Genomic DNA, 19,230 nt, shown 5'->3' with positions numbered 1-19,230 from the left:
GTATTTCTCAGGCACAAAAAAAGCCACTCATTTGAGTGGCTTTTTCTGAATCTTGGAGCGGGAAACGAGACTCGAACTCGCGACCCCGACCTTGGCAAGGTCGTGCTCTACCAACTGAGCTATTCCCGCTTGGTGATGCGCATTCTATAGAATCCTCAGCACCCGTCAACCCCTTGATTCAAAAAAGTTTTATTTCTTTTCAACGGTGGTGCGCAGATGCGGCCAGGCGGCGCGCAGATATTGGAGCATCGACCACAGGGTCAGGCCCGCTGCGATCAGCAGCAAGGCATAACCCGTGAGGACCCAGAACGAGAAGTCCGACGGGTTGGCCAGCAGGATAACCAGCGCGAGCATTTGCGCGGCGGTTTTCCATTTGCCCATGTTGGACACGGCCACGTGGGCGCGGGCGCCGATTTCAGCCATCCATTCGCGCAGGGCCGAGACGACGATTTCGCGGCCGATGATGACCGCTGCCGGCAGGGTCAGCCACAGGTTGCCGTGTTCCTGCACCAGCAGGACCAAAGCGACGGCCACCATGAGCTTGTCGGCCACCGGGTCGAGGAACGCGCCGAAGGGCGTGCTCTGTTCCAGGCGACGCGCCAGGTAGCCGTCGAGCCAGTCGGTGGCGGCGGCAAAGGCAAACACTGAACTGGAAGCCAGATAACTCCATTCGTACGGCAAATAGAACAACAAAATGAAAATTGGGATGAGCAGGACGCGTAGAACGGTGATCAGATTAGGGATATTCATCGGCACAACTGGCTACGAGGTGGAAAGGCATTCTATTCGCTATGCAGATTCGCATAAATCAGCTCAGCGAGCTTTTTACTGATACCGGGTGCTTTGGCTATCTCGTCAATGCTGGCACGGGACAGCTCCTGCAAGCCACCAAAATGTTTAAGCAAGTCGCGACGCCGCGTCGGGCCAACCCCTGCCACCCCTTCCAGGGTTGAGGTTCGCCGGGTTTTGCCACGGCGGGCGCGGTGGCCGGTAATGGCGAAACGGTGGGCTTCGTCGCGAATCTGTTGAATCAAATGCAACGCGGGTGAGTCGCCCTTCAAAGTGAACTCATGGGCGGCATCATTCAAGTACAACGTCTCGAAACCCGCCTTGCGCGTCGTTCCCTTGGCCACGCCCAACAGGATCAGGTCAGGCACCGCCAGCTCATTGAGCACGTCGCGGGCCATGGACAGCTGGCCCTTGCCGCCGTCGACCAGGAGGATATCCGGCAACTTGCCCTCGCCATCCTTCAACTTACTGAAGCGGCGCGTGAGGGCCTGGTGCATGGCGGCGTAGTCATCGCCGGCAGTGACGCCTTCGATGTTGTAGCGCCGGTAATCGGACTTGATCGGCCCTTCCGGCCCGAACACCACGCAGGATGCCACCGTGGCCTCGCCACTGGAGTGGCTGATGTCGTAGCACTCCAGGCGCTGGGGCGGCTCTTCCAGGTTAAGGACTTCAGCCAGGGCGTCAAAGCGTGCGGCGACGTGCTGTCGGTTGGCCAGGCGCGCGCTCAGGGCTTGCTCGGCGTTAGTCACCGCCAGTTGCTGCCAGCGTGCGCGGGTGCCACGCACGCGGTGGCTGATGTCCAGCTCGCGGCCGCGCAGTTCGTGGATGGCTTCGATCAACGCGGGGAAGTCTTCGTGCACCACATTGACGATCAACTCCGACGGCAGGTCGCGCTCGGGGCTGCTCACGTAGTATTGGCCCAGGAAAGCGGCCATGACTTCGGCGACCTCCTCATCAATACCGGTCTGCGGAAAGAAGTTCTTGCTGCCCAGCACTCGCCCACCGCGCACGCTGATCAGGTGCACACAGGCACCGCCCGGATTGACGAAGGCCGCGATCACGTCGACGTCGCCGGTGCCACCTTCCATGCTTTGCTGGTCCTGGACACGGCGCAGCAGCGAAATCTGGTCGCGCAGCTCGGCGGCCCGTTCGAAATCCAGGGTGCTGGCCGCCTGCTCCATGGCGGTGGAAAGCTCATCGGTGAGGGCATTGCTGCGCCCTTCGAGGAACATCACCGAATGGCGCACATCCTCGGCGTATTCGGCCGGCTCAACCAACCCCACACAGGGCGCCTTGCAGCGCTTGATCTGGTACTGGAGACAGGGCCGGGTGCGGTTCTTATAGAAGCTGTCTTCGCACTGGCGTACAAAAAAGGTTTTTTGCAGCAGGCTCAGGCTTTCCCGAATGGCCCCGGCGCTGGGATAAGGCCCGAAGTACTTGCCCTTCGCCCTCTTCGCCCCACGGTGAATGCTCAGGCGTGGGAAGTTGCCATCGGATAAAAACACATAGGGATAGGATTTATCGTCACGCAGCAGAATGTTGTAGGGCGGCCGCCATTCCTTGATCAGCGTCTGCTCAAGCAGCAGCGCTTCGGTTTCGTTGGCGGTGATGGTGGTTTCGACCTGGGCGATACGCGCCACGAGGGCCGCGGTTTTCGGCGCGAGACCGGTCTTGCGAAAGTAGCTCGCCAGACGATTCTTGAGGTTTTTGGCTTTGCCGACATACAGCAGGCGCGCCTCGCTGTCGAACATGCGGTACACGCCAGGGCGGCCACTGCAGGTTGAGAGAAAGGCACTCGGATCAAACGGTGTGGTCATGTCAGGCGCTGGCGTCCACCATGCCGTGGCGCACCGCGAGCAGGGTCAATTCAACATCACTGCTGATGGCGAGCTTCTCGAAGATGCGATAGCGGTAGGTGTTGACGGTCTTGGGCGACAGGCACAGCTTGTCGGAGATCGTCTGTACCTTCTGGCAACCGACGATCATAAGGGCAATCTGGATTTCCCGCTCCGACAGCGCATCAAACGGCGAGTCGCTGGTGGGCTGGAAGGACTTGATAGCCAATTGCTGGGCGATCTGCGGGCTGATATAGCGCTGGCCGGCAAACACCAGGCGAATGGCCTGGACCATTTCCGCCAGGCCCGCACCTTTGGTGAGGTAGCCGGCAGCGCCAGCCTGCAGCAGGCGTGTCGGAAACGGGTCTTCCTCGCACACAGTCACCACCACGACCTTGATGTCCGGATGGCTGCGCAGCAATTTGGTCGTCGCGCCAAGACCGCCGATGCCAGGCATCTTGACGTCCATCAACACCACATCGGGTTTCAACTCCCGGGCCTTGATCAGGGATTCCTCGCCTGACTCGGCCTGACCGACTACTTGCAGGCCATCGATGTCAGCCAGCATTCGTGTAATGCCTGTACGAACGAGATCATGGTCATCGACTACTAGCACCCTAATCAAGCAGACACCTCGCGAAATGGTCTTATAGGTTGCTGAACACCTTAGCAAAAAACCAAGGCACAGACCTAATAGCACGCGTCATATAGAGAGAGATTGATTGGGCGACAGCCATCCGCCGGGCGGCGGATGGCTCAATTTGCTGGGCGAAGGGTCAGGAATCCTGGGGCTGGGGCTTGGGTTTTCCATTCATCGCAATCGAATGCTCGGCCAACGTCGAGGTCAGGCGACGGATCGCAGCCTGGTCTTCCTTGAACATTGCGCGATAGTCCCCGAGGACTTTCTCTTCAATCTGGCTCAGATTCTCCAATTGAATCGGCGTGGCTGCACCGGTCAACACGTAAAGTACATCCACGCCTCTTTGGGCGACACGAGACAGGTAATCCGCTTTAGGCGCACGCCCTCCACTTTCATATTTACCTTGTGCGTTGGCTTCAACGCCGCCGATTTCACCAAACACTTTTTGCGACAGGCCAAGCCGCTCCCTTTCTTGCCGTAAACGCGAACCGATTCCACTCATTTGGATGTATGATCCTATTTGGCACACCCCAAGAGGTGACACATTCATCTCTTATTAAACAAACTTGAACGGTTTTGAACTATGCCCGGAATCCGTACCGCTGCACAAGCCAAGGCCTGGCTGGAACATCAAGGAAAGTCAGTTCAAGCGTTCGCCCGTGAACATGGCGTAGATCCGGCAACCACCTATCAAGTGCTCGCTGGGCGCAAAAAGGGACGGCGTGGGGAAGCCCATAAGGTAGCGGTCCTTTTGGGTATGAAAGAAGGGATCATCCTTGCTGAGACGGGAGACCTGAACAACGATCAGGAAGTCGGCGCCTGAGGCCAGTATGCGCTTATAAGGAGTGGGTGCACGTTTTAGCTTGAGCGACAAACACGCTCCATACGCCAGAAGCAGTCTTCTTCACCTACGATGCTGAGCCCCATGCGCTGATAGAGCCTCCTGGCCGGGTTGGTCTTGAATACGGTCAAACGCAACAGTCCCAACGTTTGCGCCTTGAGCGCCATCTGCTCCAACACCCAGCCACCCGCGCCCAACCCGCGATACGCCTCGAGCAGATGCAACTCGCGAATATAGAGGGCCCGGCTGTCGCGGCTCAGGCTGATAAAACCCAAGACCCTGTCGTCCCGGCAAATCAGCCAGTTTTCCCGACCGGCCCAGGCAGTATCAAAGCCTTCGTTGGACCACCACAATCCGTACTGCACGTAGTAGCGGGCCATGGCCTCGTGGGTCAACTTCCGCGCAAAGGGAAGGTCCTGGTCCGTTGCAGCGCGCAGGTGAAAAGCCATTAGAGAGCCATCACGTGGCTGACCCACCCCCCGCCATCGCGACGGGCAATCAGCAACGCATCCCCCACGCCAGGTACAGCAGCAAGCAAACGGCCATTGGCGGCCCAGATCGCACTGCGACCGGCGCAGGCCCAGCCACCCGACGGGCCGCCATGATTGGCCATCAACACCAGCAGGCCATGTTCAGCGGCATAGCCTTGGAGCAGCGCACTGTCCGTGGCGTAGCCGCCCTCACTGATCAACACCCCGGCGGCATACACCGTGGCGCCCGCTCGCGCGGCGGTACGGGGATGGCTGGCATGGGAAAAATCTGCGCACACCGCCAGCGCAATCCGCTCATTCCCTCGCTCAAGTACCGCACCGCCCTGCCCTGGGACAAACACAGCCTCTTCGCCGGCATGCAGATGCTGCTTGGTGTAGACCGCCAGGGAGCCATCCGCTCCCAGCACCAACGCACCGATCAGCACGCCCGCCTCTGGCGTCAGTCGGATCGGCATCCCCACCACCGCCGTCAGTCGCAGCTCACGCGCCATCTCGCGCAGGGGCGCCAGCACCTTATCCCCCGGCGCAATCGCCAATTCAGCGGCCAGCGACGGCTCATACCCCGTCAACGACAACTCTGGGAACACCAGTAATTGCACACCCTGTTCCGCCGCCGCGCGCATAAATGCGAGGTGCCGTTCAATATTGGCCGGGACATCGCCCGCGATGGAAATGGATTGAGCAGCAGCAAGAGTGAAGGCAGTCATGGTCGCGTCCAAGCAATCAGTATCAAAGTGCAAACAGCATATCGGCACTCCCCCCATAGCCGTAAGTCCCCCACTGCAATAGAAATTACTGATTGAATCTGCCTGCGTGCCTCGAGTAAGCTCCCCCATACATTTGGAGACACACCATGTTGCAACTCACCCACACTCAGGTTTGCCCTGCTGCCAGCGCCCAGCGCTCGGTGTCGGCTACCCGTGTGAACGGTTCGAGTGCACTGGTCAGCTTTTATTTTGGGTATTGGTTTAGCCACTGGCGCGCCTGATACCTGAAATCGGCGCCCACTCACCAAGGGGTCGCCTACCAGAGAAATCTAACCCCCGGTCGGCTCCCCGACCGGGGGTTTTGTTTTTTCAGGTCCCCATAAACTTTTCAACTTGATCAAGAACACTTAAAGGAATCCCGACATGAACTACGCCACCTATTACCGCTACGACATGTGCACTGCATGGCGATTTAGCCAGCTCCGCTCGGGACAGCCTGCCGCCTCCGATCGGTCACCTATCGGTGGCAAACCAACACACGTCGCCGATACGGCGAATTGTCGAACACCCCAGTAGGCCGAGCGCGCGGGAATAGCCCGCCGCTTGCCCAGGAAGCCTTGAATATGAACTCCTCCGTCGCCGCTCTGCCCCTCTCTGCCTTGAACAGTGCCAATGAAGCCCTGACCCAGCGCCTGCCCAGCTCGCTTGAGCTCAAGCACCAGTTGCCCCTCAGCCCGTTCCTCAACGAACAGATCCACGCCCACCGCCAAGCCGTGCGCGCCATCCTCAATGGCGAAGATTCACGCTTGCTGGTCATCGTCGGTCCGTGCTCGATCCATGACCCGGAATCGGCGATGGAATACGCCCGCAACCTGAAGAAGCTGGCCCTCGACGTCGGCGACCAGATGCTGCTGGTGATCCGCGCCTACGTCGAAAAACCCCGCACGACGATCGGCTGGAAAGGCCTGGCCTACGACCCTCGCCTGGATGGCAGCGATGACATGGCCGCCGGCCTGACCCTGTCCCGCGAGCTGATGCGCGAAATGCTGCGCCTGGGCCTGCCGGTCGCCACCGAGTTGCTGCAACCCATGGCTGCCGGTTACTTCGATGACCTGCTCAGTTGGGTGGCGATTGGCGCGCGTACCACCGAGTCGCAGATCCACCGCGAGATGGCCAGCGGCCTGGGCATGCCCGTGGGCTTCAAGAACGGCACCGATGGCGGCGTCGCGATTGCCTGTGACGCCATGCGCTCGGCGTCTCACCCGCACCGCCACTTCGGCGTCGACAGCCAAGGCCATCCGGCGATCATCCAGACCCCGGGCAACCCCGACACCCACCTGGTGCTGCGCGGCGGGCATCACGGGCCGAACTACGATGTGCAGAGCGTGGCGCGGGTAAGACACGACCTGGCCAAGTCCAAGGTCACCCCGCGGATCATGGTCGATTGCAGCCATGCCAACAGCAACAAGGACCCGCTGCGCCAACCGGCCGTGTTCAACGATGTGTTGGAGCAGCGCTTGCAGGGTGATACCTCGCTGATCGGCATGATGCTCGAAAGCCATTTGTTCGAAGGCTGCCAACCATTGAGCCCGCCGATGAAATACGGGGTCTCGGTGACCGATGGCTGCCTGGGCTGGACCGCCACCGAGCAGTTGCTGCGTGCGGCTGCCGAGCGCCTGCGCGCTTAAGGCTGATGGATCGAGGCGCTGCTGCCGCAGGTACAGCGCCTCATGAGAACCTGCGGCACACAGGCCATTCGTGACGTGCAGGCAAGAGTCCTTTTCGGCGTCGACGGTGTTTCCGACGCAACGACGAGGGGATACTCAACGCCATTGCCTACGGCCCTATTGGAGTTACCGATGTCTACCCTCACGCCAAAAGTCCCTGCCTTCGGCCTCGGCACCTTTCGCCTGCAAGGCCAGGTGGTGATCGATTCCGTCAGCACCGGCCTGGAACTGGGCTACCGTGTCATCGACACCGCGCAGATCTACGAGAATGAAGCGGACGTTGGCCGAGCCATCGCCGACAGCGGCATCCCGCGGGACGAGCTGTTTATCACCAGCAAGATCTGGATCGCCAACTTCGCTGAAGGCCAATTGATCCCAAGCCTCAAGGAAAGCCTGCGCAAGCTCAAGACCGATTACCTGGACCTGACCCTGATCCACTGGCCATCGCCAGAGAACCAGGTGCCCGTCACCGAATTCATGGGGCAGTTGCTGGAAGCCAAACGCCTGGGCCTGACGCGCCAGATCGGCATTTCCAACTTCACCATCGCCCTGATGAAGCAGGCCATCGCAGCCGTGGGTGCCGAGCACATCGCCACCAACCAGATCGAATTGCACCCTTATCTGCAAAACCGGCAGGTTGTGGATTTCGCAACCGCCAACGGTATCCAGATCACCTCGTACATGACCCTGGCCTACGGTGAAGTACTCAAGGATCCGGTGATCCAGCAGATTGCCGAGCGCCATCAGGCCACAGCGGCGCAGGTGACCCTGGCCTGGGCCATGCAATCAGGTTATGCGGTCATCCCGTCCTCAACCAAGCGTGCCAACCTGCAAAGCAACCTCAAGGCTCTGCAACTGACCTTGAGCGCTGCTGACATGGCGCACATTGACGGGCTGGAACGGGGCCAGCGCTTGACCAGCCCCAAGGGCATCGCGCCGAAGTGGGACTAAACCCCGGCCACCGGTGTGCGGGATAACTCGCGCAGCCATGGCAACACCCGCAGGCCGGCAGTGGCCTCGGGTGGGTCGATGATGTCCATGAAGTGTTCGAGATTGACGTTGTCCGGCACGCCGGGCAGCCGCACCAGCACCGCCGGCGTTACGCCGGGGTGTGCCCCCACATCCAGGTGATCGTAGACCAATACATGGCGCACCTGGGGCTGGGGCCCACAGGCCTGGGCCGTCAGCCCCGCATTGATGATCAGCACGTCGAAGGGTTCGGCCGGGATGGCCGTGAGTATCTGGACTTCCTCGAAGGTTTGTACCGGCACGATCCGGTGGTACCCCAACTGATTGAGCATTTTTTCGATGTACAACCGTTGCAGGTGTTGTTCATCGGCAATCAGGATGGTCAGTGCTTTGTTCGGCATGGCAAACCCCTGGGCAGGCAGCGCTCGTCAGTGAGCGAGGCCCATTTTCCAGACATATCCCGAAGACAAAATCAGGCATGTTCCCCCTTCTTGTAGGAGTTCTCCCAAATCAACCGAATGGCCAGCTCCCGCAGTCAAGCCTGATTGCCATACCGGCTCAAGCTGTGATGCAACTGTTCGATGGCCGAAGCTACCGCCTCTACCGCAGCGTCCGATGCATCGTTGTCATGCCGCTCACACACGCTCTCCAATGTCTCGCAGCACGTGATCAACACCTGAGCCTTGACCATGCGCGCGCCCCCTTTAACGCGGTGAGCCAAGTCATGGAGCTTGGCGAAATCAGCCGGCGATTTCAGGGACGGCAACAGCGCACGGTCCTCCTCGAGGCTATTGAGCAACGGCGTCAGCAGCTCGTTGAGAGCATCCTTATCACCCTGCGTCAGCATGATCAGTGAACTTAAATCAAACGCCACTTCCACTTCATCCGTTAGCGCGCCAGCGGTCCGTGATGCCAAGGCCAGGCGCAAGTCCTCAAGCCCGGTCGGCTTGAACAGGCAACCGTCCATGCCTGCTTGCCGGCAGCGTTCGGCTTCCTGCGGCAAGGCATTGGCGGTGAACCCGAGGATCAGGCACGGCGCCAGCCCACGCTGGCGTTCCTGTGCACGAATATCACGCGCCAACGCGTAACCGTCCTTGAAGGGCATATTGCAATCGGTGATCACGCCGTCAAAATGCCCGGCCTGCCACAGTGAAAATCCTTGGGCGCCGTCCTCGGCCAAGGTGATGCGATGCCCCAGGAAACTCAGCTGTCGAGCCAGCAACAAGCGGTTGGCCGGGTAGTCATCCACCACCAGGATATTCAACCCGCGCGCTGGCGGAACGTGGGGGACCGGTACATTGGCAGGCACGGCCGAGGTCAGCGCCAGCGTCAACGTCACATCCACCCGCGTGCCCTTGCCCAGCACACTGCTCAAGTGCAATTGACCGCCCATCATCTCGCACAGGTTGCGACTGATCACCAACCCCAGGCCCGATCCGCTTCGCGCCGGCTGTTCGTTGTTGCTGCCCTGGATAAAGGGGTTGAACAAGCGCTGCTGATCTTCGGCACTGATGCCAATACCCGTGTCCTCCACCCACAACCGCAGGTGCAACTGGTCGTCGGTCAATACCGGTGCACCCTGGGCGCCCAGGCGCACCTGGCCGGAGGCGGTGAACTTGATCGCGTTACCCAACACATTGGACACCACCTGCTTGAAGCGCAGCGGGTCAACCAGCACCGGCCGGTCGATCAACGGGTCGAGTTCCACCTGCAGCACCAGGCCCTTGTCCCGCGCCAGCCCCTCGAACACCCGCGCCACTGAGGCCAGCAGTTCGTGCAGATTGTCCGGTTCCAGGCTCAGGGACAGGTGGCCGGATTCGATTCGCGCAATGTCGAGAATATCGCCGATCAACTCCAGCATGCTCCGGGACGCCACCGACGCAACCTCCAGCGCATCGCGGTCAGCCACGCCCTGCTCGGCGTTTTTCAGGGCCAGTTCGATCATGCCGATCACGGCATTCATAGGGGTACGGATCTCATGGCTCATGGTCGCCAGGAAGGTGGTCTTGGCACGGTTTGCGGCGTCGGCCTCCTCCTTGGCTTCCTGCAACTGCCCCAGCAAGCGCTGGCGCTCGCTGACATCCACCCAACCGGCGATCATGCCCACCACGCTGCCATTGCTGTCACGGTACGGGAGCATCCATTGGTAGATGGTCAACACCTCGCCGCCGGGCACCTTGAGCACGCGGTCATGAACCTGCGGCTCGCCCAACGCCATCAAACGCAAATAGTCGGCATGGAACGACTGGGCCTGGGGCGGGTTCCCCGTGTCGGTTTCCACCACGGTCTTACCGATGACGTCTTCCAACTTGAAGCCGAACACATCGAGGTAGGCATTGTTGCAGGCCATCAGGCGCCCCAGGCGATCGCGCACATAGATCGGGTGCGGCGTGCCGTCGATTAACACACTCATGAACCGCATCTGGTCGCTCAACGCACGCTCGGCCTGGGTGCGCTTGCGAATCAGGCTGCGCAGGTAGAACACCCATCCCAGGGTGACCAGCAGCAGCAGCGCGGCCAAGCCAAACCCCTGGAGGATGATGTTGCGGTGACGTATCCAGTAGTTGTCTTCGATGATGATCTCGCTGCGCCAATGGTTGGTCAGCTCGTCCATTTCTTCTGGAGTAATGCTCAATAACGCCTTGTCGAGGATCGAGTACAGCTCCAGTTGGCTGCGGTTGACCCCAAAGGCAATGCGTGCAGGCTCACTCCCGACAGTGCTGGTGATGCGCAGCCGCTTGCGGTAATTGCGGGCGATCATGTAGCGCGCGCTCATCAGTGAAACCGCAGTCGCATCGACACTGCCGTTGACCACCAATTCCATGGCCTGCTCCGGGTTCTCCACGTCGACAAACCCGATGCCTGGGTAGTCCCGGCTGATTTGCCCGGCCAGGCTGTTGCCGCGAATAAGCGCCATGCGTTTGCCAGGCATATCTTCCAGGGTCACCAGATGCTCGTCGTGGGTGCGCACCACCAATACATAGGGACTGGACAGATAAGGGCGAGTAAAGCGGATCTTTTCGGACCGCTCGACACTGGGGGTGACGACCGCCAGCATGTCCACGCGACCGGCACTGGCCTGTTCAATTTGCCGCGGCAGCGAACTGCCCCGTTCCACATCAAACCTCAAGCCTGTACGCAGACTGATACGCGAGAGGACCTCGGAGCTCAATCCCTCGAATTGCTCTTGTTCGTTGAAAAAAGACAACGGCACGAATTTATCGAGCACCGCCACTTTCACCCGCGGGTGCTTCTCCAGCCAGCGCTGTTCACTTGCGCTCAAGCGCAGTTGCTCCGCCTCCAGGAACCCGCTGCCGCCGGCACTCCAACGGCGCAGGATTTCCATCTGCTGGTTGGCCGGAACGGCGGCCAGTGCGCTATTGATGATGCCCAACAGGCGGGTATTGTCCTTGGCGAATGCGAACCCGAAAGGGTTGACCTCCAATGCGGAGAAATCCGCCATGCGCACGTTATTAAGGTGGTTCTTGTTGATCAGGTAGCGGGTGCTGATGGCGTCACCCAGGTACACATCCGCCTGGCCGAACGCAACGGCGCCAATGGCTTCGAAGGTCGAGGCAAACAAGAGCAATCGCGCATCGGGGTAAAAGGCCTGGACGGCCTCGGGCTGCATGTAATGGTAGAGCATCGCCAGGCGCTTGCCGGCAAGGTCAGCCTTCAGCGCCTGGTTTTCTCCCGCACGCGTCACCAGCGCGGGTTGGTCATTGGCGTAGGATCGGGACAGCACCAGCTCCGGGTCGGCCGCCTCGAACCCGTTGGCCGATCCCACAAAATCCACGGCCCCGGTCTTCAGGGCTTCGATCACCTCATCACGGGTGTCGTAGCGCTTCACGTCGATGGTGATATTCAGCGCCTGGGCAACCAGTGCCGCAAAATCGGCCGTGATGCCCTCGAGCTCGTCATTGTTGCTCAAGTCAAAGGGCGCGTAGTCGGGGGCCGACACCCCCATCAGGAGCGTGCGGCGCTCGCGTAGCCAGCGCCAGTCGGCTTCGTCCAACACCACCGAGGGATTTTCAAGAGTGGAGTGACCCAGCAGTTTCAGATCGTGGGATTCCTCCAAGGCCATCACCGCCCAGGGCAACAGCCCCATCAGCAGGATGGCCGCGCGTTTCACCCGCCGGGAGGTGAGCATTTCAGATCAGATGATTGCGCTGGGCGAACTTGGACAGATGCACCACCGACGACATACGCAACTTCTCCTTGAGCCGCGTCTTGTACGTACTGATAGTCTTGTGGCTCAACAGCATATCCTCGGCAATATCCTTGTTGCCCAGGCCCAGGGCCAGCTTCTGCAGCACGGTCAATTCGCGATCGGATAACGCCTCCACCAACTCCTGCTCGGTCGATTGCAGGTCGTCGCGACGCACCGAACTGGTGGGCAGGCTGGGGAAGCAACTGTAGCCGGACCTGATCGCCCTGATCGCCTTTTGCAGCTCATCCAGTTCACCGGTCTTGGCAACAAAACCCATCGCTCCGGCGCGCATGCAGCGAGTGGAAAAAAACACCGCCAGATACGAGGTCAGCACCAGGATCCGGCAGGGCAACTCCAGCGCCTTGATCCGGCTGATCACCTCCAACCCACCGAGCTTGGGCATCGCCAGGTCGAGAATGACCAGGTCCGGACGTTCTTCGCGAGCAATCTGCATGGCATCAGCGCCATTACCCGCTTCGTAGATAGTATCGAAACCTTCCTGCCTCAACAGATACTTCACGGTAGCGCGTATAAAAGGGTGATCATCCACGATTAAAGCTTTGTTGCTCATAAGACTCCCCTGGGAAGATCAGTACGCTTACATATCACGCGAGACCCCACTACCTGTGAAAAGTAACAGTTCCGACAAGCGGCACTGATTACTCAGTCAAACACCTCAGGCAGTACAGGCCCCTCCTTTTGAAAAACACAGTAAACATGTGAAGCCACGCCTTGATTCCTGAACAGGCGCAAGCGCGCAACCTTAGCAACCGCGTGTTTTTGCCAATGAAGGGATAATCTCGACTAAATGTAGGACTTTTCCTCAGAACTCTCCAAAGCTACTCGGTGGTGCTGGGGCTCCAGAAGGCCTGCACCACCAGGGTCGACCTGGAAATTCGCGCCACCAGGGCGTCCAACTCGTCACCGTCTACCGAGGTCACCGCCAGTGTGGCTTCGATTTCAACTTCCTCAGTGCCGAACGGCCGCACATCGACATCGCTGGCCGGGTAGTTACAGCGCGCCAGTTCGGCTTCCAGCAACGCCAATACCGCGGTTTGCTGGGTGCGCCGGGCAATCACATAGAGGATGTTGGTGACCTCCGCCGACACCACATCCAGCGGTTGGCGGTTGATGTTATTGACGATGGGCCGCAGCAGCGTATTGGCCGCCAGCACAAACAGCGTGCCTAACAACGCTTCGAGGACCAGGTCGGCACCGGCGCACGCCCCCACCGCTGCCGACGCCCAGAGCGTGGCGGCGGTGTTGAGACCGCGCACATTGCCTTCTTCGCGCATGATCACGCCGGCCCCCAGAAAGCCGATGCCCGACACCACATACGCCACCACCCGCACGGCGCCTTCCGCACCGCCGAGACGGTTGGCCATGTCGACGAAAATCGCCGCACCCACCGCCACCAGTACGTTGGTGCGCAGGCCCGCCGTGCGTTGGCGGTACTGGCGCTCGAAGCCGATCAGGCCACCGAGGATAAACGCGGCGGTGAGGCTGACCAGGGTATCGACCAGGGAGTTGAGGTTGATGTTGTCGATTGCTTGCATGGGAAACCGTCCCTGTTCACTGCCAGCCAAACTTACGGATGTAGTAGCCCTTCACCGCCTGGGTCAGCGCCATATACGCCAGCAGGATCACCGGCAGGAACACAAAGTACAGCGACGGCAGCGCCTGCAATTTGAAGTAATGCGCCAGCGGCCCCATCGGCAGGAAGATCCCCACGGCCATGATCACCGCGGTCATCACCATCAACGGCATCGCCGCGCGGCTTTGCAGGAACGGGATTTTCGGGGTGCGGATCATGTGCACGATCAGCGTCTGGGTCAGCAGCCCCACCACGAACCAGCCGGACTGGAACAGCGTCTGGTGGTCAGGGGTGTTGGCATCGAACACATACCACATGAGTGCGAACGTGGTGATGTCGAAAATCGAACTGATCGGCCCGAAAAACAGCATGAACCGCCCCACGTCCCCCGGCTGCCAGCGTTGTGGTTTGGCGAGCATGTCCTCGTCGACGTTATCGAACGGGATCGCGATCTGCGAGATGTCATACAGCAGGTTTTGCACCAGCAGGTGCATCGGCAGCATCGGCAGGAACGGGATAAACGCACTGGCCACCAGCACCGAGAACACGTTGCCGAAGTTGGAGCTGGCGGTCATCTTGATGTACTTGAGCATATTGGCGAAGGTGCGCCGACCCTCCAGCACGCCCTCCTCCAGGATCATCAGGCTCTTTTCCAGCAGGATGATGTCGGCGGCTTCCTTGGCGATATCCACCGCGCTGTCCACAGAGATACCAATGTCTGCTGTACGCAGCGCCGGTGCATCGTTGATGCCGTCGCCCATAAAGCCCACCACATGCCCGTTGGCCTTGAGCAGGCGCACGATGCGTTCCTTGTGGCTGGGCGTCAGGCGGGCGAACACATTGGTGGTTTCCACGGCCTTGGCCAACTGGGCGTCGGTCATGTCCTCGATGTCGTTGCCCATCAACAGGCCTTGTTGCTCCAGGCCCACTTCACGGCAGATCTTGGCGGTGACCAGCTCGTTATCGCCGGTCAGCACTTTGACCGCCACACCATGGGCTTTCAGCGCCTTGAGAGCGGGCGCAGTGCTTTCCTTGGGCGGGTCGAGAAATGCGACGTAGCCGATCAGCGTGAGGTTGTTTTCATCCGCCAGGCTGTAAGTGTCGCGCCCCGGGGCCATCGGTTGCGCAGCCACGGCCACCACCCGCAGGCCCTCTTCGTTGAACGCGGCAGTGACCTGGCGAATGCGCGCCAGCAGGTCGTCGGTCAGCGCTTCGTTGACCTCGCCATGGCGCACGCTGTTGCACACCGAGAGGATCTCCTCCACCGCACCTTTGCAGATCAGCAGATGCGGCCGGCCCTGTTCGGCCACCACCACCGACATGCGGCGGCGGTTGAAGTCGAACGGGATTTCATCCACCTTCTGGAACGCGGTGCCGACCTTCAGTTCGCGATGCACCTCCACGTGCTCGAGCACCGCCACGTCCAGCAGGTTTTTCAGGCCGGTCTGGTAGTAGCTGTTGAGGTAAGCCATCTCCAGCACGTCGTCGGACTCCTCGCCCCACACGTCCACATGACGCGCCAGGAAAATCCGGTCCTGGGTCAGGGTGCCGGTCTTATCGGTGCACAGCACATCCATCGCGCCAAAGTTCTGGATCGCATCCAGGCGCTTGACGATGACCTTCTTGCGCGACAGGAACACCGCGCCCTTGGCCAGGGTGGACGTGACGATCATCGGCAGCATTTCCGGGGTCAGGCCCACGGCAATCGACAGCGCGAACAGCAGCGCTTCGGTCCAGTCACCCTTGGTGAAACCGTTGATGAACAACACCAGCGGCGCCATCACGAACATAAAGCGGATCAACAGCCAGCTGACCTTGTTAACGCCGTGCTGAAACGAGGTGGTCGCACGGTCGGTGGCGGTCACGCGTTGGGCCAGCGCACCGAAATAGGTGCTGTTGCCGGTGGTCAGAATCACCGCCGTCGCGGCGCCGGACACCACGTTGGTGCCCATGAACAGGATGTTCTCCAGGTCCAGCGGGTTGCGGGTGTTGGTGTCGTGCTGCTGGGCGAACTTCTCCACCGGCATCGATTCACCGGTCATCGCCGCCTGGCTGACGAACAGATCCTTGGCGTTGAGCACGCGGCAGTCGGCGGGGATCATGTCCCCGGCCGAGAGCACGATCAGATCGCCTGGCACCAACTGCTTGATGGGCAATTCAATGCGCTTGGCATCATCCCGGCGCAGCACCGTGGCGGTGTTGCTCACCATGGCTTTCAACGCATCGGCTGCCTTGTTGGACTTGGCCTCCTGCCAGAACCGCAGCAGCGTCGAGAGCACCACCATGGAGAAAATCACCGTGGCGGCCTTCATGTCTTCGGTCAGCCAGGAGATCACCGCCAGCAAGGTCAGCAGCAGGTTGAACGGGTTCTTGTAGCAATGCCACAGGTGCACCCACCACGGCAGCGGCTGCTCGTGCTCGACTTCATTGAGGCCGTATTGCACGCGCAGGGCGTCGGCTTCCAGGCTGCTCAAGCCCTCGGCATGGCTGCCCAACGTACCGAGCAATTGCACGGCACTGCTGTTGGCCGCGACCACCAGGGTTTGCGCCAGGGTGGGCGGCACTTCGCGGCTGACGCTGGCATCGGTGACGGTTTCGAGCATCGCCAGGCGGCGGAAATGCCGGGCGATATGCCGGGTCCGCAGGAAGCCGGCGAAGAACTCTTTCAACAGAGTGAGGTTCATGGTGTGTTACTCCTGCGCGAGGAAAAAACCTTCGTGCAGGTACTGCCTGTCCCACCGCGCCCGCTTCATAGGCACAGTCAGCCCGGCCCGCCTGCCGTAAAAGGCAGGCGCGTCCGTAGCATCCCGAGGTTAACCGGGTGCTGGTCAGCGTCGATGAGAGGGATCGCACAGGGGCCAGGACTGGCCGCTGTCGGGATGCCGCTTCTCGCTAGGTGGCGAGACAACGGCATCGAAAAAATGCGCGTTATCTTGCCAAGTATGTGCCGGTTACCGAGACCGGCCGACAACTGTCACTCGAACAAGTACCCACTGAGGGTCTCCGCTATTGATGAAAACGCGCGAAGCTTACGCCCCGATTTAAGGAGAGTAAACCGTAGGAAAGTTTCCATATGGTGAATAAGAGGATTCTTCAGGGAGGGTTCAGGAACACCCATCCTGAAGCCGCCGATGCTTGAATGTGAGGTGGCAGGTTCGCCAGATCCCGTAGCAGCTGCCGAGCGCAAGCGAGGCTGCGTCAGCGGTTCGTCTGACACACCGCGAACGCAGCCTCGCTTGCGCTCGGCAGCTGCTACGTACGAGGTGGTGGACCAGGTTTTTGCGAAATTAATCGTCCCGCGTCAGCACTTCCAACAACTCAATCTCAAAGCGCAGATTGCTGTTGGGCTTGATATGCGCGCCCATCGACCGTTCGCCATAGGCAAGGTGCGCCGGCACAAACAACCTGCGCACCCCGCCGACCTGCATGCCCATCAAACCCTGGTCCCAGCCCTTGATCACCCGCCCGGTGCCGATCACACACTGGAACGGCTTGCCCCGCTCCCAGGACGAATCGAAGACCGTACCGTCTTCCAGGGTGCCGGTGTACTGGGTGGTGATCAGTGCGCCCTTGACCACGGCTTTGCCGGTGCCTGGTCGGGTGTCGGTGATCTGGAGTTCGTCGGGGCTCATGGGGTTCTCGTTGAAGGCGTAAAGGCTGGGGTTTTCCCAGAATCGGTGGGGTTTGGCAAGTGCAGGAACAGTCGCAGCCGTGACATTTCCCTTTAACTTGCAGGACGTTTCCGAGAGAATCCCAAGCGCTTGCGTCGCTCAAATCACGTGGCTAGTCTTCGGCGGTCACTGCCAATTCAGTGACTCGGGGTTTGGTAGACCACGAGTGATTAGGCGCTAAGCGCCCCCTTCTGCAAGGCGCTTTTTTTCGGCCCTGCGTTATGGTGGCCGTGCGCAGGGCACCTTCGGGTGCACCGGGTCCTAATCACCGGTCTACCAATCTGCGTACGGTCACCACCCTAAGAATCGTTTGGTAGCGATGGTGGTGACATTCCAATTTAGATTAGGAGTTGAACCCATGGACAAACTCGTCCCCGCCCCACCCGCCCCAGAACTGCAACTCTTCACCACCACCCCAGACCTCAGCTTCGAAGACGCCCTGGCCCACGCCAGCAGTGTGCTGCGTTGCGCCGCCGTTGCCGCACAGACGGCAGGTGATCAACTGGACGGTCCTTCGCGCACGCTGGTGCTTTCGGTCATGCACTTGGTGGACATGGCCAGTGTGATGGTGGACCGGGCACTGGAGTGCGTGCGGCCGCACTAAACGCATAGTCGGTTTCTGTGGCGAGGGAGCTTGCTCCCGTTGGGCTGCGCAGCAGCCCATTGCTTAGCAACGACCTCTCTAACCTTAGGGCCTCACTGCTCGGCATGGTGTTTCAGCACAAACAGCTAAAGCAGCGTTAGAGAATTTAACTACAACGCAGCAGGAACCGTCCGACTTCTCCTCGAACATTTCGTCACCTCTTATAAACACCCAACCAACCCTGGTTGCATAACAATAAGAGGTCACCCCCATGAACGAACCAACAAGCCCTGCCCGCGTCGCCGTCATTCAGTTCAACCCACAGGTCGGTATAGCCAACCAAAGCGACAACCTGCGTCAAAGTCTTCTACTGGCGACTGAAGCAGTAAACGGCGGCGCCAATCTGATCGTGCTGCCGGAGCTTTCCAACTGCGGCTATTTCTTCAGCAGCCGCCAGGACGCGTTTGATCATGCAGAGGCAGTGCCGAACGGACCGAGTGTGCGGGAATGGATCGATTTTGCCTGCAAGCACCAGGTGTATCTGGTCGCCGGTCTTAGCGAAATCGATGGTATGCAGCTGTTCAACACAGCCGTATTGCTGGGGCCCGACGGGTTCATAGGCAAATACCGCAAAGCCCATTTATGGAACCTGGAAAAGCTTTGGTTCACCCCGGGGAATTCTGGCTTTCCAGTGTTTGAAACGCCGATCGGTCGTATCGGCCTGCTGATCTGCTGGGACATCTGGTTTCCGGAGGTACCGCGCATTTTGAGCCAGCAAGGCGCCGATATCATTTGCAGCTTGAACAATTGGGTGTGGACACCCCCACCGTTGTTCGATGAGGCAGGAAAGTGCATGGCGTCGTACCTGACGATGACCGCTGCACATGTGAACAACGTATTTATCGCGGCCGCAAGCCGCATTGGTGAAGAGCGGGATGCCCGCTATCTCGGATGCTCCTTGATTGCAGGGACAAATGGCTGGCCAATCGGCGCCGTGGCTTCGGCCAATCGCCAGGAGATCCTGTTCGCCGACATTGACATCACCAGCGCCCGCAGCGCGCCGATCTGGAACAGCCTCAATGATCTGCAACGGGACCGTCGCAATGATCTTTATGATCAGATGCTCGGGTATTCCCAGCACCCTGCCCTGCCTCGCTGAGAGGAGGGCAACCT

At 60.0% G+C, this 19,230-nt stretch carries 17 protein-coding genes and 1 tRNA gene; 5 read left to right on the top strand and 13 right to left on the bottom strand.

Annotated elements, in window-relative coordinates; genetic code table 11:
* Positions 1 to 53: 53 nt before the first annotated feature.
* The 5 genes from PspCFBP13509_RS28975 to PspCFBP13509_RS28955 form a co-directional block, all read right to left on the bottom strand.
* A tRNA-Gly gene (locus tag PspCFBP13509_RS28975) sits at positions 54 to 129 on the bottom strand.
* Between the two features lie 60 nt (positions 130 to 189).
* Positions 190 to 750 (bottom strand): CDP-diacylglycerol--glycerol-3-phosphate 3-phosphatidyltransferase, encoded by a 561-nt coding sequence (gene pgsA / locus PspCFBP13509_RS28970; RefSeq protein WP_027603207.1) that lies wholly within the window; start codon positions 748 to 750, stop codon positions 190 to 192.
* Between the two features lie 32 nt (positions 751 to 782).
* Entirely contained in the window at positions 783 to 2,606 is a 1,824-nt protein-coding gene (gene uvrC, locus PspCFBP13509_RS28965; protein WP_137213031.1) for an excinuclease ABC subunit UvrC, read from the bottom strand.
* A gap of 1 nt (position 2,607) precedes the next feature.
* A complete protein-coding gene (gacA, locus tag PspCFBP13509_RS28960; RefSeq protein ID WP_003190387.1) occupies positions 2,608 to 3,249 on the bottom strand; it encodes a response regulator transcription factor GacA in 642 nt (213 codons plus the stop codon).
* Between the two features lie 151 nt (positions 3,250 to 3,400).
* Positions 3,401 to 3,766 (bottom strand): helix-turn-helix domain-containing protein, encoded by a 366-nt coding sequence (locus tag PspCFBP13509_RS28955; protein ID WP_065947534.1) that lies wholly within the window; start codon positions 3,764 to 3,766, stop codon positions 3,401 to 3,403.
* Positions 3,767 to 3,847: 81 nt separating this feature from the next.
* Here PspCFBP13509_RS28955 and PspCFBP13509_RS28950 point away from each other — a divergent pair, with 81 nt between their 5' ends.
* Positions 3,848 to 4,087 carry a DNA-binding protein gene (locus PspCFBP13509_RS28950; RefSeq protein ID WP_065947535.1) on the top strand — a complete coding sequence of 80 codons (240 nt, stop codon included), beginning with the start codon at positions 3,848 to 3,850 and terminating at the stop codon, positions 4,085 to 4,087.
* Positions 4,088 to 4,122: 35 nt separating this feature from the next.
* Here the strand turns inward: PspCFBP13509_RS28950 and PspCFBP13509_RS28945 are convergent, their stop codons facing one another.
* Positions 4,123 to 4,554: a GNAT family N-acetyltransferase gene (locus PspCFBP13509_RS28945; protein ID WP_074845356.1), complete on the bottom strand. Its 432-nt coding sequence runs from the start codon at positions 4,552 to 4,554 to the stop codon at positions 4,123 to 4,125.
* On the bottom strand, positions 4,554 to 5,303 hold the full coding sequence (locus tag PspCFBP13509_RS28940) for a carbon-nitrogen hydrolase family protein (RefSeq protein WP_065926221.1): 750 nt from the start codon (positions 5,301 to 5,303) through the stop codon (positions 4,554 to 4,556). The genes PspCFBP13509_RS28945 and PspCFBP13509_RS28940 overlap by 1 nt, the downstream gene beginning before the upstream one ends.
* Before the next feature lie 623 nt (positions 5,304 to 5,926).
* Here PspCFBP13509_RS28940 and PspCFBP13509_RS28935 point away from each other — a divergent pair.
* Both PspCFBP13509_RS28935 and dkgB read left to right on the top strand, forming a co-directional pair.
* Entirely contained in the window at positions 5,927 to 6,991 is a 1,065-nt protein-coding gene (locus tag PspCFBP13509_RS28935; RefSeq protein WP_065926222.1) for a 3-deoxy-7-phosphoheptulonate synthase, read from the top strand.
* Between the two features lie 171 nt (positions 6,992 to 7,162).
* The gene (dkgB, locus tag PspCFBP13509_RS28930; protein WP_065947537.1) at positions 7,163 to 7,981 is read left to right on the top strand and encodes a 2,5-didehydrogluconate reductase DkgB; all 819 of its coding nucleotides are present in this window, start codon (positions 7,163 to 7,165) and stop codon (positions 7,979 to 7,981) included.
* Here the strand turns inward: dkgB and PspCFBP13509_RS28925 are convergent.
* From PspCFBP13509_RS28925 to PspCFBP13509_RS28900, 6 genes are all read right to left on the bottom strand, one after another.
* Positions 7,978 to 8,400 carry a chemotaxis protein CheY gene (locus PspCFBP13509_RS28925; protein ID WP_065926224.1) on the bottom strand — a complete coding sequence of 141 codons (423 nt, stop codon included), beginning with the start codon at positions 8,398 to 8,400 and terminating at the stop codon, positions 7,978 to 7,980. The two genes, dkgB and PspCFBP13509_RS28925, sit on opposite strands and share 4 nt — an antisense overlap.
* A 134-nt stretch (positions 8,401 to 8,534) precedes the next feature.
* Positions 8,535 to 12,149 carry a transporter substrate-binding domain-containing protein gene (locus PspCFBP13509_RS28920; protein WP_065926225.1) on the bottom strand — a complete coding sequence of 1,205 codons (3,615 nt, stop codon included), beginning with the start codon at positions 12,147 to 12,149 and terminating at the stop codon, positions 8,535 to 8,537.
* A gap of 1 nt (position 12,150) precedes the next feature.
* Positions 12,151 to 12,780: a response regulator transcription factor gene (locus PspCFBP13509_RS28915; RefSeq protein WP_027603197.1), complete on the bottom strand. Its 630-nt coding sequence runs from the start codon at positions 12,778 to 12,780 to the stop codon at positions 12,151 to 12,153.
* A gap of 268 nt (positions 12,781 to 13,048) precedes the next feature.
* The gene (locus PspCFBP13509_RS28910; RefSeq protein WP_065926226.1) at positions 13,049 to 13,765 is read right to left on the bottom strand and encodes an MgtC/SapB family protein; all 717 of its coding nucleotides are present in this window, start codon (positions 13,763 to 13,765) and stop codon (positions 13,049 to 13,051) included.
* Between the two features lie 16 nt (positions 13,766 to 13,781).
* Positions 13,782 to 16,487 carry a magnesium-translocating P-type ATPase gene (gene mgtA, locus PspCFBP13509_RS28905; protein WP_065947539.1) on the bottom strand — a complete coding sequence of 902 codons (2,706 nt, stop codon included), beginning with the start codon at positions 16,485 to 16,487 and terminating at the stop codon, positions 13,782 to 13,784.
* 603 nt (positions 16,488 to 17,090) lie between these two features.
* The gene (locus PspCFBP13509_RS28900; RefSeq protein WP_065926228.1) at positions 17,091 to 17,435 is read right to left on the bottom strand and encodes an FKBP-type peptidyl-prolyl cis-trans isomerase; all 345 of its coding nucleotides are present in this window, start codon (positions 17,433 to 17,435) and stop codon (positions 17,091 to 17,093) included.
* 397 nt (positions 17,436 to 17,832) lie between these two features.
* Here PspCFBP13509_RS28900 and PspCFBP13509_RS28895 point away from each other — a divergent pair, with 397 nt between their 5' ends.
* Both PspCFBP13509_RS28895 and PspCFBP13509_RS28890 read left to right on the top strand, forming a co-directional pair.
* On the top strand, positions 17,833 to 18,078 hold the full coding sequence (locus tag PspCFBP13509_RS28895; RefSeq protein WP_137213030.1) for a DUF6124 family protein: 246 nt from the start codon (positions 17,833 to 17,835) through the stop codon (positions 18,076 to 18,078).
* 250 nt (positions 18,079 to 18,328) lie between these two features.
* A complete protein-coding gene (locus PspCFBP13509_RS28890; protein ID WP_065927803.1) occupies positions 18,329 to 19,216 on the top strand; it encodes a nitrilase family protein in 888 nt (295 codons plus the stop codon).
* Positions 19,217 to 19,230 lie beyond the last annotated feature (14 nt).

This window comes from Pseudomonas sp. CFBP13509 (assembly GCF_005233485.1).
In the GTDB taxonomy this organism is placed as follows: domain Bacteria; phylum Pseudomonadota; class Gammaproteobacteria; order Pseudomonadales; family Pseudomonadaceae; genus Aquipseudomonas; species Aquipseudomonas marginalis.
The sequence above is the reverse complement of the archived record's forward strand: the minus strand, read 5'-3'. Positions and strand labels throughout refer to the sequence as shown.